We start from the raw sequence: 12,964 nt of genomic DNA, 5'->3' as shown, positions 1-12,964 counted from the left end.
GTCGTAGTCTTCAAGAAGATTGCAAAAGAACGGCCAAGAGCTGGACGCGGGCAGTTTCTGGAGCAGATGGCGTTGCGCAGGCAGCTTGAGCATCAATCGACGCAATCCACATTGCGCGGTCCTGCTGCTGCCGTCTGTCTCCATCCGATCGTTCCCCAATGGCGATCCTCTACCCAATAACAGTGTAGCAACCGCGGACCGCCACGGAAGTAAATTACGGTATGTTCTGTTTCCGTGCCCGTTCTAACCCGGTGAATTAGCGAGGCCTTTTTTGGTGCCATCTTAATAAAGTGAATTGCCATGTAACTACATGTCGATAAGCTGACGTCGATATATGCCTTTAGTTGTGCACTAGTCGGAAGGACCCGATGAGAAGTCAATCCGCAAGCGTACACTCGCACCCCTCGCACGCCGAGGCGCGCGAACAGTTGGACCGCATACTGTCGAGCCCAGACTTCATTCTCCCCGATCGCGGGCACAGATTTTTGCAGTTCATCGTGAACGAGACCCTCGAAGGACGCGCCGCCTATCTGAAGGCATTCACCATTGCAACCAGCGTTTTCGGACGTGATGCGTCATTTGATGCGATGAATGATCCTTGTGTGCGAATGGCAGCACGCCAGCTTCGCCGTGCTCTTGAGCGGTACTATCTGACGAGCGGCTCAATGGATGAGGTACTGATTACCGTTCCGGCTGGCGGCTACGTTCCAGCTTTCGCAAAACAGGCGATTGAGGGTGGCACCAGGACTGAAGATGAAGCGCAAACCGTCTCTGCCGCAAGCACGTCAGTGATCGAGAAGCCGCCAACCGAGCCGCCAAAACGCGAAAGCAGATTGCCTCGTTGGATCATGATCACCGCTGGAATGATCGTACTTGCCGCCGTGGTGATGGCGTCGTTCACCGAAAGAAATAACACTGCATCGAAGCAGCCAGTCATGGGCGGCGGCAGGCCGACGATTTTAGTCGAACGCTTTACGACCAACGAAGAAACAGGGGTTTCCGATGAGGTCTTGAGCGGGCTGACAAATGAAATCGTCGTCAATCTCGTGAAGTCCAAAGAACTGGTCGTGATCGCCGAGGACGCAAAACCCAAGGCCAATCAGGCCGACACGACATACACTCTGCAGGGTAGCATACGCCTGGAGGGTGATGATATGCGATCAATCGCACGACTGGTCCGGGCGGCAGACGGCGCAGTCGTATGGTCGAGCGACTACGACGTCCATATTAGAGGTCGAAGCATTCTCGGCGTCCAGACGGCCATCGCGCAATCAATCTCGGCGGCGGTTGCAGCCCCATTCGTTGCCGGTGTGGAGGGAATGCCACTTCGGTCTCGACTACGAAAGTCGACACTCCATGGTCAGCGCCTTCTTGTAGGCGAGCTTGAATCAAAGCTTTCGAACTAGAGATACTGCGGCCTTGCGCCGAGGCGACTTCGGCCAGCATTCCCTATGTGCAGGCTTCTCGCGCGTCTGCTGCATTAAGCGCAAAGCTAACCTAGAACGCTAGTGAATAGCGCCCGCTGTCCTGACCAATTAGTAGGCGCCATCCGGCGTGCATTCCCCCCAGCCAATATCTTTTGATCATTCTGAAGAGCGGCGAGTACTATCGATGTGTCGGAGCAATCGGTATCGAACTGCTGGGTTGGTACGAGACAACATCTGCAAAACAGGGGTCCTGCCGCCAGGCCCCCCGAATTTGGGCCGGCGGGAGCTGGAATTTTCCGGGGAGATGAGTGCTCCCCGTGTTTTAGCGGCATTGTCTGTATTCGTTTGCGTTGTCACTTCGAACGGCGCATGCTGCCTCGTCCGGAAATCTTGCCATTAGCGGAGGCCGACATGTCTTCCAGTCCTCTCGATCATCTGCCCCCGGTCGATCTGCAATTTCTTCAGAAGATCCTCACCGACGCGGAATACACAAGCAAAATATCAAACATCGAACCACGGGACGTCGCAGCGAAACTGTTGGTGAAGCTTTTTCAGGAAGGTGTCAGGGATCCCCACGTTCTGTCCAGCGAGCTTAGAAAGCACTTCGGATATTTGCCAATCAGAACACACCCGCACGAAACGTTCGAAAAAAATCGGCAGGTTATGCAGGGCATTACAACGACCCGAGTTCCTACTGCCAAAAAAGTGCCCAAAGAACCGACGTCACAAGCTCCAGGGCCTCGGGCGAACAGACTTGTCGGAACGCGTGCACCGGCTGATCGCTGAACTTCGATGCGAATGGAAGATTCTTGAGACGAAGATTGCAGCTCTCAATGCCGAGTTTTTGTCGCTGGCACGAAATGATGCCGCAGCGCGACGGCTAACAGCTATCCCAGGAATCGGGGTGCTGAACGCCACAGCTTTGATTGCCGCGATAGGAAATGCCGGCAGCTTTGATCGTGCTCGTGATCTTGGCGCATGGTTAGGACTTGTACCACGACAATTTACGACCGGCGGCAAGCCACGTCTGCTGGGCATCACAAAGCGTGGAAGCATCTACCTCCGAACTCTGCTTGTACATGGCGCGCGAGCGGCCATGCCGACACTCAGCCAGAGCGATACCCTCTCGGGCGATGGCTTCGAGGCCTGCTTTCTCGGGGTATGCACCGCAATGCCATGATCGTGGCGCTTGCGAACAAGCTCGCCCGCATGCTTGGGCTGTCTTACGAAAGCAACATCCATACGACCGAACATACGGTGCCACTCCGGCGTGATTAGATCGGCTGCACCAACCCGCAGCCCAAGATGTTTGCGGAAAGGACTATAGATGGCCTGATAGTGGACGGCGTCCGGAAAGCCCAGCAGTGCAAATGGCTCATTGAAGCCATGTTGATTATTGAAGCTCCGGACGTGCGGATATCCATCTTTGCGACGGAATGACCGTGAGACCGAATACGTTGAAGCAGGCACATGAGCCGTTGCGAGGTCCCCGGCCGGATATTCGCCTTTTTAGTCGTCGTCGGCGCTATAGCCGCGATCGGGAAGGGCTTCTGGACGGTATCTTCTTGATTGGAGGATGAGATGTCAACGCCAATGGATATCCGCCCGTTCGGAGTAGCAATCGACGTAAAGCCAGGCGGCTACCGCGTCGTGACGAATGTTCAGCAGATGGCCGAGATACTTGCCAACAGGTGGCCGGACGATAAGCGGAACGATGGTTGGGAAGCGGCTCGCGCCGCATGCGCAAGAGCGCTAGAGAAATGGTCCAACGCCGAGGGAGCAGCGAGCCACTTTCATCACGGCGGCGGAAAAATCCAACATCCGCGTGAATGAGGATGCGTAGTGGTTCGGCAGTCGGAAAAAAAAGAAAGGCGCTCGTTTAAGAACGTGGAAAGGCGACGTTCCCATCTGCTTTTTCCTAACCTCCAAACTGCCGTCCTTGCCCAGCTTGTTTACAGGCAGGGTCATTCTTCAGTGCCTGGATCGAGGTTTGTCTCGGTTGTCGATGGATGACGCTCAATCCGCGCAATGAAGTGCCGCGCATCGGCCGCGAAGCCCTGGCGCTCTGACGGAGTGACCGCCGGCCCATTGCGCCCAGCCCGATGGAACTGAAAAGCTCTGCGGATCACGACACGAGGCTCCTGAGCCTCGTGGTAGCATGTAAATGTGCCGAGCTGTCCCTCTTGCAGCCAGAAGGCGCCCTTATTTCGCTGATGCGACCACAAGTCGGGTCAGCATATCGATTTACTCTTGTTGCTGTGCGAGCAGTGCTTTGACGTCTGTGTTTCGCAACTCGTCAAGCTTGTCATGGAGAGCCATGATCTCAATTTCCACTTTCGGATTGACCTCGTAGTCATGGGACGCGTCGACACGGTCCTTTGCAGCGTGCCGGTTCTGGCTCATCATGATGACGGGCGCTTGAAGGGCCGCCAGCATGGAGAGGATCAGGTTCAGGAATATGAAGGGATAGGGATCAAAGGCGCGCGAGGCTGCGATCCAATTGACCGCCACCCAGATCGCGAGTGCGGCAGCGAAGACTATGATGAATGTCCAAGAACCCCCGAATTTCGCTACCTGGTCTGCCAACCGTTGAGCCGAGGTGAGCTTCTCGTCAAATGACTGATTTGCATCGCGTGTAATTGCCCTTCGTAAAACCAGTCGGCGGAATACCGCTTGCTCTCGCTGCGTCAGCAGTTCGAAAGGCTTTCCCAGGTATCGGTTGGCACCAAGCGAAATTGCCTGCGCAGATATTTCGCGCTCTGTCTCTGCAGACATGATCTCCTCCCGATCTACAAATTTGCCGCGACTTGGCGTTTTGCGCCTTTCAAGACGCAACCAGTTCCCTACCAGATATCTGAGCAATCGAGATGCTGAAGAAGATCGGAGGTTCCTCACCTTCCGAGCCGGAGCCCGGCTTGAAGGAGCCGGGCTCCCACCACAATGGCCGCTTTTGCAATAGAGACCAGGCGTGAAGACGTTCGTTGTGCCGCTCCGCAGTGTCCGGCAGTTCCTGGTAGGTGCCTTGAACGAGGACGCTTGTCCAACGGTGATGTTCGCCGCTTTCCTCCACCTGAAGGCAAGCGTTCGGATTGCCACGCATCCAATCTACCTTTTGCCCCGCCAGGGAAAAGACATAGAGCTTTTCCCCATCGAACGCATAGTGGACGGGCACGACGTAAGGTCGGTTATCGTGGACGCAGGCAAGATGCCCAACATTTCTGTGCGCAAGGACCTCCAGGCTTTCGCGCTCCGTCATCTCTCTAACGCCCATCTATGGTCCCCCTAGCTCTGAAACGCGGGTATGGAACGGCGCGAGCCTCGCCGCTTGGTCGAAGGCGCAATGGTTCTCGTCGCTTCTTCCCGGTCCAGGTTCTCGAAAGTTGCCTCGAAAAGCTCCTGCGCATAGGCAATCGCAGAATTTGCATCCGAGGATGAGAGCTTGATGTCTTCGCATTTCAACCGCATCGCACGGCGGATGGCGGACAGCGCCTGTTGTGCTGCATGTTTGTCACCGTCTTTGACAAGGAGGCTCAACGAGGTCATTGCGACAACCTCCAATACCGTTATACGGCCCTCGATCTCGCCCATTGACGGAATGGCAAGGTTTGCGCCGTTCCCGTAACCATCGCGCTTGGCATTGTACATTAGGGCATCCCTTTGTGAAGCTCGGCTCATCCTGTCGGTTGATAGGAAATTGCTCCGCGTGAACGGATGTAGCCTTCCCTTGGCTATGCCCGGAAGGCTTCAGATGGTATAGGCGCTCGGGCTCTCGCCAGAAAGCAGGTGCGCCATCGCCTCGGTGATGGCGAGTTCCTTGTACGGCTTCGGGAAGAAGAGACTGCCGTCAGGCAGCATGCTTTCTTCGAGAATGGCAGCACCGGATGCGACGACAAGCTTCACCGGCGGCCATCGATCGCGGATGTAGTGAGCCAGTTTGATACCGTCCATTGTCCCCGGCATCTGGACATCGGTGAACACAAGATCAATATTATCTCGCAGTTCGAGGATATGGATTGCCTCGTCAGCGTCGCCAGCTTCCAGCGCTTCGTATCCCGCCGACAGGACAAGATCGACTACGCTCATTCGTATCAGATGGTCGTCTTCCACGATCAGGACAACCTGTCTGCCGTTTTTCATTGCTCACTCGATGTATGAGGTTCGCCGCAACGCTGCAGCTTTAGCGTTCTGAGAGGAGTTTTGTTCCTATGCCGCTGAAGAAATATCGCTCCGGTGAGCCAAGGTTTCCCGATGGCAGATTGTCACCACCGTATCTGGGTCGGCATTGCTCAACGTAATGTCGCCGTCCAGGTTCTTTACGAGGGCCTCCACTATGCCGGTCCCTAGTCCCGCCTTCGGTGCATCTTGCCCCGTCGGCATTCCCACTCCGTTGTCGGCAACAGATAGCGTCCAGTGCTTGCCCGACGATCGATAGTCCATGACGATCGTCCCCGTCCGCTCGCCTGGAAAGGCATGCTTGAGGGCATTGATCACGAGTTCGGTTACAATGAGCCTCAGGCTGATGGATACGTCCGCATCCACGATGCTATCATCGACCTTGACCTGGATCGATAGTCTCGTTGGGTCCGCGATCATTGATGCGCCGAGACTTTGGCAAAGTTGCGTGAAGTAGGCACGGAGTTCAACGCTGCCGGCGGCGGATGTGGAAAGCTGTCGTTGCAGCGCTGCGATCGCCATGATGCGGTGACGGGCGTCGTGGAGATGTCCACGGGCTTCCTCCGACTGAACGCGACGTGCACTCTGCATCAGGACGCTGGGAATATCTGCAGACTGTTGGCGACCCTATGTTGGACTTCCTGCAGCAGGATGGCCTTGTCGCGAACCAGCTCGTCTTTCCGGCGAGCTTCGGCACGTCGGTCACATCGGTTACGGCGAGAAGCAGGCGGACATGGTCGAGGTCGCCGTCGTCGAACCTTCGCGCGTTGACGACCAACTGCCGCGTCGTTCGGTCTGGCCGATTCAGGTCAATCTCGTAGGCATCGATACTTGCACTGCCGGTTGCGGTCGCCCTCAACAGTGACTCAAGCTTGGGGATCGCCCATTCCCCGCGTCCGAGTTCCCCGTAGCGCTTCCCGGTGACGGACGCCGGGTCGATCTCAAACGCCCGGCAAAACGATGTGCTTGCCGCAATGACTCTGAGATCATCAGACATGAACAGCAACGGTTCGTTGGATGACACAACCACGGCAAGTGTGCTCGCCGCTTCCAAATGGACTATCGGTATGTGTGGCCTCAGCCCTCAAAGGCCGAAGACTCACGGCGCAAGTCATGACTCGGCAGGAGCGTCGAAAAAACCTATATGGTCAGGTCGATTATAGCACTCCTGGGGCGTGGTCGTTGCATCAATTATCCCCAGGTGAAAGCAACGCTTCGCGGGGGCGCGCGGCGCGGGCTTGAGCTTGATTGCAGGCTGTTGGGCGGCTCGCCGCTCCCCGTTGAGAAGGGCGGAGGCCCGCCGAACGCAACGGTTAGGGAGTCACAACCTTAATGCGAATATTCGTCGCGATAAAAACTAATCGTTGACTCGGCAATTTAAGTCCCTTATGAATGCGTCATCGATCTTTTGCTTGCCGAGCTTTGTCTACCGCGCGATTGGCACCGCGCTTTAAGCGAACTTCCCTTTCAAAAACAGTCGGTTTCCACCTGCGCAGCATGGGCTGCGCGGTTCCTCAATCTATGCTTTGAAAGGGTTCATCATGACCACTGGCACAGTAAAATGGTTCAATTCCACCAAGGGCTTCGGCTTCATCCAACCTGATAACGGTGGCGCAGACGCATTCGTGCACATCTCGGCTGTCGAGCGCGCCGGAATGCGTGAACTCGTCGAAGGCCAGAAGATCGGCTTCGAGCTCGAGCGCGACAATAAGTCGGGCAAGATGTCTGCTACCAATCTGCAGTCCGAATAAAAATTGAGATCTGCTTCCCTTTGACCACGGATGTACTGGCACTGCCGGAAGCTGTTTCACCCAGGCCAGGCGTTTTGCCTGGCCTTTTTTGTTCCGGCTGCCAAGCCGAACCAGTCGAGGTTCCAATGACAGAAGCACACAGCAAATCCCGCCAGTTGGCGGAGATCGCCTTCAGCAACGTCCAGACGCAGTTCTTCTCCAAAAACAACGCTGCGGAAGAGCTGGATTCCGTTGCCCAGGCCAGGGATGCCAAAACTCTTCGGCTTCGAGAGGCACGTCTTGCAAAGGCGCTGGCCGACAGCATGTCGGCGCCACCCAACCTCATCGCCAAACGCGCCAAGGCGCGCTAATCTCTGCTGCACTCACTATTGGGATAATAATGAAGAACGCCAGAAAAAACGAAGTTTCCGAGCGCCGTGCCGCATCCGCTGACGCCAAAGCTGCTCTCCTGAACGCCTACCGATCGGCAAGGGCCGCCGCAGAACCAGCCAGAAGCGCAAGGCAGGCCGAACGCGCAGCCATTGCCACCGCTCGTGAAGAGCGGCGTGTTGAACGCGAACGTTTCAAGCTTGAGGAGCAGAGTCGTATCGAGACTGAGGCGACAGCGCGGCAGGCAGCCGTCGAGGCTGCAGCAGTCGCCGAAACCGAAGCGCGGGCGATCGCGGAAAACGCGCGTATAGCGCGGGTGATCGAAGATGAGGCGGTGCGAAAGGCCGACCGAGACCGACGCTATGCCAATCGCAAGGCAAGAAAAGGATAGCTGTTGCCGCTACGCCGCTACCCGCCAGCATGGCGGGTTCGTGGTGGGGGCACTCAAGATGAAAGGGAGCCCGATGGCCCCGGATACGAACGAACTTCAGGCGATCAACACGTCATGGCAAATCGCCATCCAGGAAATCCTGCGCATGGTTATCCGTGATATGTACCATGCCGGCGGCGAGGCTAATTTCAAGGCGCAGATCAAACGCATCGAAGAGGCCGCAGTCGACAGCATTTACACTGATCTGAGACTTCGAGGAACCAATGAGTGGACCGAGGTGCTCGTCAAGGAACGGGCGAGCAATTTCGTAACCTCCTTGCTGACGTCCTTTACCTACGACCGAGCTTGACCGGGCGCACGTTTTATTCGACCGGCAACATTGGTCGCGCGATATCGAATTAATCGCCCCGCCGCTGCCAGGTGCTCAGCTTTCGATGCTCAAGAGCGAACTCTATATCCTTCGTTAGGTTGGCTTTCCATTGGACGCCCGTTTGAGAGAGAAAACGGTATCCCAAAACACCTAAAGGACGCTTTCCGCCAGACTGAAATGCTCGGATGCAAATGTACGCTTTGGACCGAAATTCCGGTTGACGACCGTTAAATCCCGCAACATCCTGTTATCAAGTAAACCGGAAAACTCTCCCCACAATGCTGAACACTCAAACCTCGGGCCCGATGGCGCAGCCGACAGCTTTCCCCTATGTCTACTCCGTGAAGACGGTCAAACAGGCGTTGCTTAGATCGCCAGTTCGCTATCACGCCAGGCCCCTGTTCCAAGGCGCGGCTGTTATACTCATTGTCACTGCAAACGACGCCGCTATCACTCCATCCCACGTGGATGTTTTCGGCAACAATGGATTTGGCTTCAATCGCGACGAATTCCTCGAATGCCGCGACTATCTAAGGAGCTATAATTGCGATGCAATCCGCTTTGACGGCCGCGCTCTCCCAGTTGAGGGCAAGGCCGACCCGATCATAGATTTCTTCCGCATGAGCTTTCTGCGCAATGGAAAAGCAACCCTTCAAAAGCTGATCCATCCAGAATTCCCTGACGGTCGGGATGCTGGTCTGCAGAGATATTACGTGGAAATCGGGAAGAACAAGGCAGCGCTACAATTGGATTTCGCGAAAGGCTTGTCCTCTACATTTCCCCGCAAACTCGGTCCGCCGTATACCGGGGTAAAAGCGCCGGTCGACGGGATCTTGTGGGCATCGGAGGAAACCTTGGAGGCTTCGATGTTCCTCATTCCCACTAAGGCAGTACCGTGACGCGGCGGTTCCGGGTTAATCCGCTTCCATGCCTGCGCGATCTGAAACCGGCGACTTAGTGCGCCGGTAGTTTTAATACGAACTTCACCTTCATTTGAAATACCGGTGCGGTCACTGCTACGGAGTTGCGAGGAATTAAGGGGCGATCATGCATTGATCGAGCCGTGGATGAGAAAGCTGGAGCCAATCCGATGACCAGGCACGATGTCGAAGAACGCGACGACGGTTGGACCGTGGTAGATCAAATCACAAGGCTTCCTATCTCCCGATCGATCCCGCCACTTCGTTCTCGTCTGGAAGCACAGGCGCTCGCAGACTTCCGGAACAGCATGACGAAGCCCACTGCTGAGAGCGTTCGGCCACGCCTTCAACAACTACGCCTGGTTTGGAAAGCGCTAGTAGGGGCCAACCGCTGAGTGGCTACCGGCGACGCTTGACTTTGTCCTCAAATGCCCGACGCGCCTCCACAACGGATCGAAAATAGGACGCCAGCCGACTGTCACGGATACGTCTCCGAACATTGAGCGTGGGGTCCGTTCCGGCAGGATCGTCGCCTAAGATCAATGCAGCTTCCTGTGGGGATAGTGCCTCTTCGGACGGCACGGCATCCCCAACCTGGTTGGCCACCTCTTCAATCGTATCCCTTGTCCGGCTTTAACATATCCGGGTCCATGTCGTCAGAAATCTATGCAGAATATTCCGTTCAATCACCAAACTCAGGTGATCGAACGAGCATACGGATGGCTGGCATCGATTGTGGTGGGATAGCCACAACGGTTCCACAATCGTCGCAGGTGGCCGCCATGATCTGCTTTGCTACGCCGTCCCGCTTTTCGAGGGGCACATCGTAGTAGTCGAAAGTTGTCGAAAGGATCTTTCGGCAGGTCTCGCAGAGCGCCTTGCTTTTATCTCCAACGTACCAGATTTTCATATTGGCCTACCTTGATCGGTGTACACTTATGATAACCTTATCCGGGTCAACAAGATAATTTTTACGCGACTATGGAGCAAACTCCACAATGCCAAAACTGCTGTCACCCGATCTCAGGAATGCTCCTTTGCTGGAACCCCGTCCGCTGCCACAGTACGTCGAAGCCATCCGGGGCGGCAGCTATTCTTGGTCGGGCACCGCAAAGACTAGACCGAAGATGGGTGCAAACCGTTCCAACACTTCCGCCAAGACATCATCCGACACCTTGTCTTGAGACTTCTCAGCGTTCCGATTTCGCCAGTCCATCGATTTTACATGGTCGATTTGGATGACCCCAGTGACGCTCGTGCCCGCGCCGATCAACTGCACTGCAAAGCCGTTGGCGCGAGAGGCGCTACCCGTCGTGGTTATCGGCGCGATGAATGCAAAGCCCGTAGTCATATTGAATTTAAAGGCCGACAGAATGAGTCCGGCGTGGCGTCCACGTTGCTCTTTGCCTGCAGAGGGCTGCATGTCGAGCCACCAGATCTCGCCAGGGGCTGGGATGTTAGGTCTTACCAAACTTCATTCCCTGCTGCAGGTGCATTGATCCACGCTTGTTCTTCTGGAGAGCGAGAAGCGTTGGCATCATAACCCTCCAGCAATTCATCGAGCGTATATTTGGGTTGACGCACCTTCATTGTTTTTGGGGCATTTGAAGCGGGTTCTGCGATAACCTGTCTTCCCTTTACCGAAACGATCATCTCCTGGCCCTCCGTCAGACCCAGCATGTTACGAGCAGCGGCCGGTACAGTTAGGACCAGCGAGCCGCCAGCCTTCTTTAGCTTGGAGGTGGTCGAAAAGTCTTTCCTCGCCGATTGGCCTCTTGTTGTCGCCATTAGCTTCGCCTCATCAATGTAGAACAATTATATAACATCGGAAGGAGTAGTTCGCAAGATGCGCAGGTCGGGCGTGAAGGCCCCCATCTTTGTCCTTGTGGCATTTGCTACAAAATAGCGGGAGTTACTCCAAGAGGTTGCGTTTTCCGTTGTCGGCGCTGTAAATCCCGTCTTGGATCCGGAACATCTCCAACGCAGCCTCTGGCAGCTGAAGGCCGTGTGCCCTCGCCTGCTCGACCACAGCTTCCGGCTCGATTCCGAGGCTCTTGGCAGCGTCAGTCAATATCACCAGTCCTGCGCACCAGGCTTCATGCCAATCGGGCTGGACTGGAGGCTCCTTATGGCCGGCCGTTGGAAAAGATTGTCGCCATCGTGACCCCGTTTGGCCGACAGGTTCGCGAAATTCGGGACGCATGCGTCGGCCGAAGGATTGCGGTCGAACGGCGCGATGGCATGACCATAGGAACAGTGCACGCGCTGCAGGCCGCCGAACGACCAATTGTGATCTTCTCGCCCGTCTACTCAAAACATGCTGACGGTGGTCATCGACGCCTCACCCAGCATGCTAAAACGTGACGGTCTCACGGGCACAGAACAGTTGTCTAGTATTTGGCGATATGGATGTTATGTCGGCAGCGAAAGCCGGGTCGCCAAGAGCTATCCTTGCGAACTTCCTGTTCGCGTCAGAGAAGAACGCGCTTGAGTTTGCGGTCGAGCCGCGCGAGGACCTGAAGCAGGGGAGCGGTCAGATTCAAATGCTGCGAGATGCACCTGGGCATGATGCTTTCCTGCTGGATGCGCTGTCCGGTGCCGGGCGCCGCTACACCATCGTCAGCCCGTGGGTGATCGTATCAACGATGGAACGAGTCGGAATCCTTGCGGCCTTCGAAGCCGCCGTCCAGCGGGGCGCCGCAGTCGACTGTTCGCTGATCCGCTGCTCAACCAAGGCCAGGCTCCTGATGCACTGACTCAGATGGAAGCCGTAGAGAAGGCCTATTCACGGATTGGTGTTCGGCTGCACAAGCTTCCGAAATTGCACAACAAGATCGTGGCGATCGACACTGATACTCTTTGCATCGGCTCCTACAACTGGCTCAGCGCCGATCGACATGGCCAATATGCGCGCCACGAGACGTCGTTCGTTTATCGAGGACGGCATCTGGAAGAAGAGATCAGCACTATCGTTGGCAGCCTTCGGCGCAGGGAGGCGTAATCGCTATACGTGCGATTTGAGTGGCAGACGATAGGGCTTGCCTCACCTTGCAGATTAAAGGTAACTGTTTGAAGATCTTCCAATTGCTTCATTTTCACCTCCACTTCAGCAGACCTCGAGCTTAAGGTCCGCATCGGAAAAGGTTCGCCTAACTGAGCGCCAACGCTCCGGGATAATGCCGGACGCGAGGGAAAGTGTGAGCAAACGAGTCGGCCGTGAAGAACACGGAAGCTGCTGATTAGACATAGGAATCGAAGGATCTGCAGATCTTCTAATTGCCGGAAACAGCCACCGAACGGGCTGTTTCCTTGCAAAATCAGTTTGAGGTTTCCCTGGTTGGCGGAGCGTGATTCACTGGGTTTATCGCGGTGAATCGGAGAGCCAGGAATGGGTAAACCACGCGAACGGCGCCAAACGGGTGAACAGGATTTATTCCGATCCCGGCTCGACCAGATCATCAACATGAAGCACGAACTTGTGCGTCTGGCGCAGGCTATTGACTGGCCTGTGTTGGAAGCCCGCTTTGGGACGGTCTATTCGGACGGAGCTGGCATGCCGCCAT

The 12,964-nt window shown here is 55.8% G+C and carries 17 protein-coding genes and 3 pseudogenes; 11 read left to right on the top strand and 9 right to left on the bottom strand.

From position 1 onward, the window contains the following. Window positions 1–368: 368 nt before the first annotated feature. The 3 genes and pseudogenes from C934_RS0130635 to C934_RS33060 all read left to right on the top strand — a co-directional run bounded on the left by C934_RS0130635 (window position 369) and on the right by C934_RS33060 (window position 3,260). Window positions 369–1,406, top strand: coding sequence for a hypothetical protein (locus C934_RS0130635; protein WP_018860324.1), 1,038 nt, complete (start codon window positions 369–371; stop codon window positions 1,404–1,406). A gap of 769 nt (window positions 1,407–2,175) precedes the next feature. After that, a pseudogene (locus C934_RS33065) lies at window positions 2,176–2,701 on the top strand (IS110 family transposase); the annotation flags it as partial. Window positions 2,702–3,008: 307 nt separating this feature from the next. After that, on the top strand, window positions 3,009–3,260 hold the full coding sequence (locus C934_RS33060; protein WP_018860321.1) for a DUF982 domain-containing protein: 252 nt from the start codon (window positions 3,009–3,011) through the stop codon (window positions 3,258–3,260). 411 nt (window positions 3,261–3,671) lie between these two features. Here C934_RS33060 and C934_RS0130615 read toward each other — a convergent pair whose 3' ends face one another. The 5 genes and pseudogenes from C934_RS0130615 to C934_RS33050 form a co-directional block, all read right to left on the bottom strand. Beyond that, entirely contained in the window at window positions 3,672–4,202 is a 531-nt protein-coding gene (locus C934_RS0130615; protein ID WP_018860320.1) for a DUF1003 domain-containing protein, read from the bottom strand. A 49-nt stretch (window positions 4,203–4,251) separates the two neighbouring features. Continuing rightward, window positions 4,252–4,698: a pyridoxamine 5'-phosphate oxidase family protein gene (locus C934_RS0130610; protein ID WP_026372220.1), complete on the bottom strand. Its 447-nt coding sequence runs from the start codon at window positions 4,696–4,698 to the stop codon at window positions 4,252–4,254. Window positions 4,699–4,709: 11 nt separating this feature from the next. Next, a complete protein-coding gene (locus C934_RS33055) occupies window positions 4,710–5,072 on the bottom strand; it encodes a hypothetical protein (RefSeq protein WP_018860318.1) in 363 nt (120 codons plus the stop codon). Between the two features lie 99 nt (window positions 5,073–5,171). Continuing rightward, complete coding sequence (locus C934_RS0130600) at window positions 5,172–5,564, bottom strand: response regulator (protein ID WP_018860317.1); 393 nt, start codon at window positions 5,562–5,564, stop codon at window positions 5,172–5,174. A 66-nt stretch (window positions 5,565–5,630) separates the two neighbouring features. Further along, window positions 5,631–6,681: pseudogene (locus tag C934_RS33050) on the bottom strand (sensor histidine kinase). A gap of 460 nt (window positions 6,682–7,141) precedes the next feature. Between C934_RS33050 and C934_RS0130590 the strand changes: the two are divergent. The 5 genes from C934_RS0130590 to C934_RS0130570 all read left to right on the top strand — a co-directional run bounded on the left by C934_RS0130590 (window position 7,142) and on the right by C934_RS0130570 (window position 9,380). Next, window positions 7,142–7,351 (top strand): cold-shock protein, encoded by a 210-nt coding sequence (locus C934_RS0130590; RefSeq protein WP_018116262.1) that lies wholly within the window; start codon window positions 7,142–7,144, stop codon window positions 7,349–7,351. A 125-nt stretch (window positions 7,352–7,476) separates the two neighbouring features. Next, window positions 7,477–7,701 carry a hypothetical protein gene (locus tag C934_RS0130585; RefSeq protein ID WP_018860314.1) on the top strand — a complete coding sequence of 75 codons (225 nt, stop codon included), beginning with the start codon at window positions 7,477–7,479 and terminating at the stop codon, window positions 7,699–7,701. 29 nt (window positions 7,702–7,730) lie between these two features. Then, on the top strand, window positions 7,731–8,111 hold the full coding sequence (locus C934_RS0130580; RefSeq protein ID WP_018860313.1) for a DUF6481 family protein: 381 nt from the start codon (window positions 7,731–7,733) through the stop codon (window positions 8,109–8,111). 73 nt (window positions 8,112–8,184) lie between these two features. Then, window positions 8,185–8,460: a hypothetical protein gene (locus C934_RS0130575; RefSeq protein WP_018116265.1), complete on the top strand. Its 276-nt coding sequence runs from the start codon at window positions 8,185–8,187 to the stop codon at window positions 8,458–8,460. Between the two features lie 299 nt (window positions 8,461–8,759). After that, on the top strand, window positions 8,760–9,380 hold the full coding sequence (locus C934_RS0130570; RefSeq protein WP_018860312.1) for a hypothetical protein: 621 nt from the start codon (window positions 8,760–8,762) through the stop codon (window positions 9,378–9,380). Between the two features lie 703 nt (window positions 9,381–10,083). On the opposite strand, the gene C934_RS34960 is transcribed toward C934_RS0130570, so the two are convergent. The 4 genes from C934_RS34960 to C934_RS35440 form a co-directional block, all read right to left on the bottom strand. Further along, entirely contained in the window at window positions 10,084–10,311 is a 228-nt protein-coding gene (locus tag C934_RS34960; RefSeq protein WP_156828833.1) for a hypothetical protein, read from the bottom strand. A gap of 180 nt (window positions 10,312–10,491) precedes the next feature. Then, the gene (locus tag C934_RS33045) at window positions 10,492–10,872 is read right to left on the bottom strand and encodes a type II toxin-antitoxin system PemK/MazF family toxin (protein WP_018860310.1); all 381 of its coding nucleotides are present in this window, start codon (window positions 10,870–10,872) and stop codon (window positions 10,492–10,494) included. Further along, on the bottom strand, window positions 10,866–11,189 hold the full coding sequence (locus tag C934_RS33040; RefSeq protein WP_018860309.1) for an AbrB/MazE/SpoVT family DNA-binding domain-containing protein: 324 nt from the start codon (window positions 11,187–11,189) through the stop codon (window positions 10,866–10,868). Before C934_RS33040 ends, C934_RS33045 begins: the two co-directional genes overlap by 7 nt. A 124-nt stretch (window positions 11,190–11,313) precedes the next feature. Next, window positions 11,314–11,472, bottom strand: coding sequence for a hypothetical protein (locus tag C934_RS35440; RefSeq protein WP_210162751.1), 159 nt, complete (start codon window positions 11,470–11,472; stop codon window positions 11,314–11,316). Between the two features lie 343 nt (window positions 11,473–11,815). On the opposite strand from C934_RS35440, the gene C934_RS33385 reads away from it, so the two are divergent. The 3 genes and pseudogenes from C934_RS33385 to C934_RS34955 all read left to right on the top strand — a co-directional run. Next, window positions 11,816–12,157 (top strand): hypothetical protein, encoded by a 342-nt coding sequence (locus tag C934_RS33385; RefSeq protein ID WP_018860307.1) that lies wholly within the window; start codon window positions 11,816–11,818, stop codon window positions 12,155–12,157. 5 nt (window positions 12,158–12,162) lie between these two features. Beyond that, window positions 12,163–12,402 carry a hypothetical protein gene (locus C934_RS33380; RefSeq protein ID WP_018860306.1) on the top strand — a complete coding sequence of 80 codons (240 nt, stop codon included), beginning with the start codon at window positions 12,163–12,165 and terminating at the stop codon, window positions 12,400–12,402. Between the two features lie 387 nt (window positions 12,403–12,789). Then, window positions 12,790–12,964, top strand: a pseudogene (locus C934_RS34955) (IS5/IS1182 family transposase); the annotation flags it as partial.

It is taken from the genome of Rhizobium sp. 42MFCr.1, assembly GCF_000377185.1.
GTDB classification, from domain to species: domain Bacteria; phylum Pseudomonadota; class Alphaproteobacteria; order Rhizobiales; family Rhizobiaceae; genus Rhizobium; species Rhizobium altiplani.
The sequence above is the reverse complement of the archived record's forward strand: the minus strand, read 5'-3'. Positions and strand labels throughout refer to the sequence as shown.

What these genes read in the sequence shown, in the direction of transcription:
- C934_RS0130635 (WP_018860324.1), top strand. Translation starts at nt 369, where the DNA reads ATGAGAAGTCAATCCGCAAGCGTACACTCGCACCCCTCGCACGCCGAG.
- C934_RS33060 (WP_018860321.1), top strand. Translation starts at nt 3,009, where the DNA reads ATGTCAACGCCAATGGATATCCGCCCGTTCGGAGTAGCAATCGACGTA.
- C934_RS0130615 (WP_018860320.1), bottom strand. Translation starts at nt 4,202, where the DNA reads ATGTCTGCAGAGACAGAGCGCGAAATATCTGCGCAGGCAATTTCGCTT.
- C934_RS0130610 (WP_026372220.1), bottom strand. Translation starts at nt 4,698, where the DNA reads ATGGGCGTTAGAGAGATGACGGAGCGCGAAAGCCTGGAGGTCCTTGCG.
- C934_RS33055 (WP_018860318.1), bottom strand. Translation starts at nt 5,072, where the DNA reads ATGTACAATGCCAAGCGCGATGGTTACGGGAACGGCGCAAACCTTGCC.
- C934_RS0130600 (WP_018860317.1), bottom strand. Translation starts at nt 5,564, where the DNA reads ATGAAAAACGGCAGACAGGTTGTCCTGATCGTGGAAGACGACCATCTG.
- C934_RS0130590 (WP_018116262.1), top strand. Translation starts at nt 7,142, where the DNA reads ATGACCACTGGCACAGTAAAATGGTTCAATTCCACCAAGGGCTTCGGC.
- C934_RS0130585 (WP_018860314.1), top strand. Translation starts at nt 7,477, where the DNA reads ATGACAGAAGCACACAGCAAATCCCGCCAGTTGGCGGAGATCGCCTTC.
- C934_RS0130580 (WP_018860313.1), top strand. Translation starts at nt 7,731, where the DNA reads ATGAAGAACGCCAGAAAAAACGAAGTTTCCGAGCGCCGTGCCGCATCC.
- C934_RS0130575 (WP_018116265.1), top strand. Translation starts at nt 8,185, where the DNA reads ATGGCCCCGGATACGAACGAACTTCAGGCGATCAACACGTCATGGCAA.
- C934_RS0130570 (WP_018860312.1), top strand. Translation starts at nt 8,760, where the DNA reads ATGCTGAACACTCAAACCTCGGGCCCGATGGCGCAGCCGACAGCTTTC.
- C934_RS34960 (WP_156828833.1), bottom strand. Translation starts at nt 10,311, where the DNA reads ATGAAAATCTGGTACGTTGGAGATAAAAGCAAGGCGCTCTGCGAGACC.
- C934_RS33040 (WP_018860309.1), bottom strand. Translation starts at nt 11,189, where the DNA reads ATGGCGACAACAAGAGGCCAATCGGCGAGGAAAGACTTTTCGACCACC.
- C934_RS33385 (WP_018860307.1), top strand. Translation starts at nt 11,816, where the DNA reads ATGTCGGCAGCGAAAGCCGGGTCGCCAAGAGCTATCCTTGCGAACTTC.
- C934_RS33380 (WP_018860306.1), top strand. Translation starts at nt 12,163, where the DNA reads ATGGAAGCCGTAGAGAAGGCCTATTCACGGATTGGTGTTCGGCTGCAC.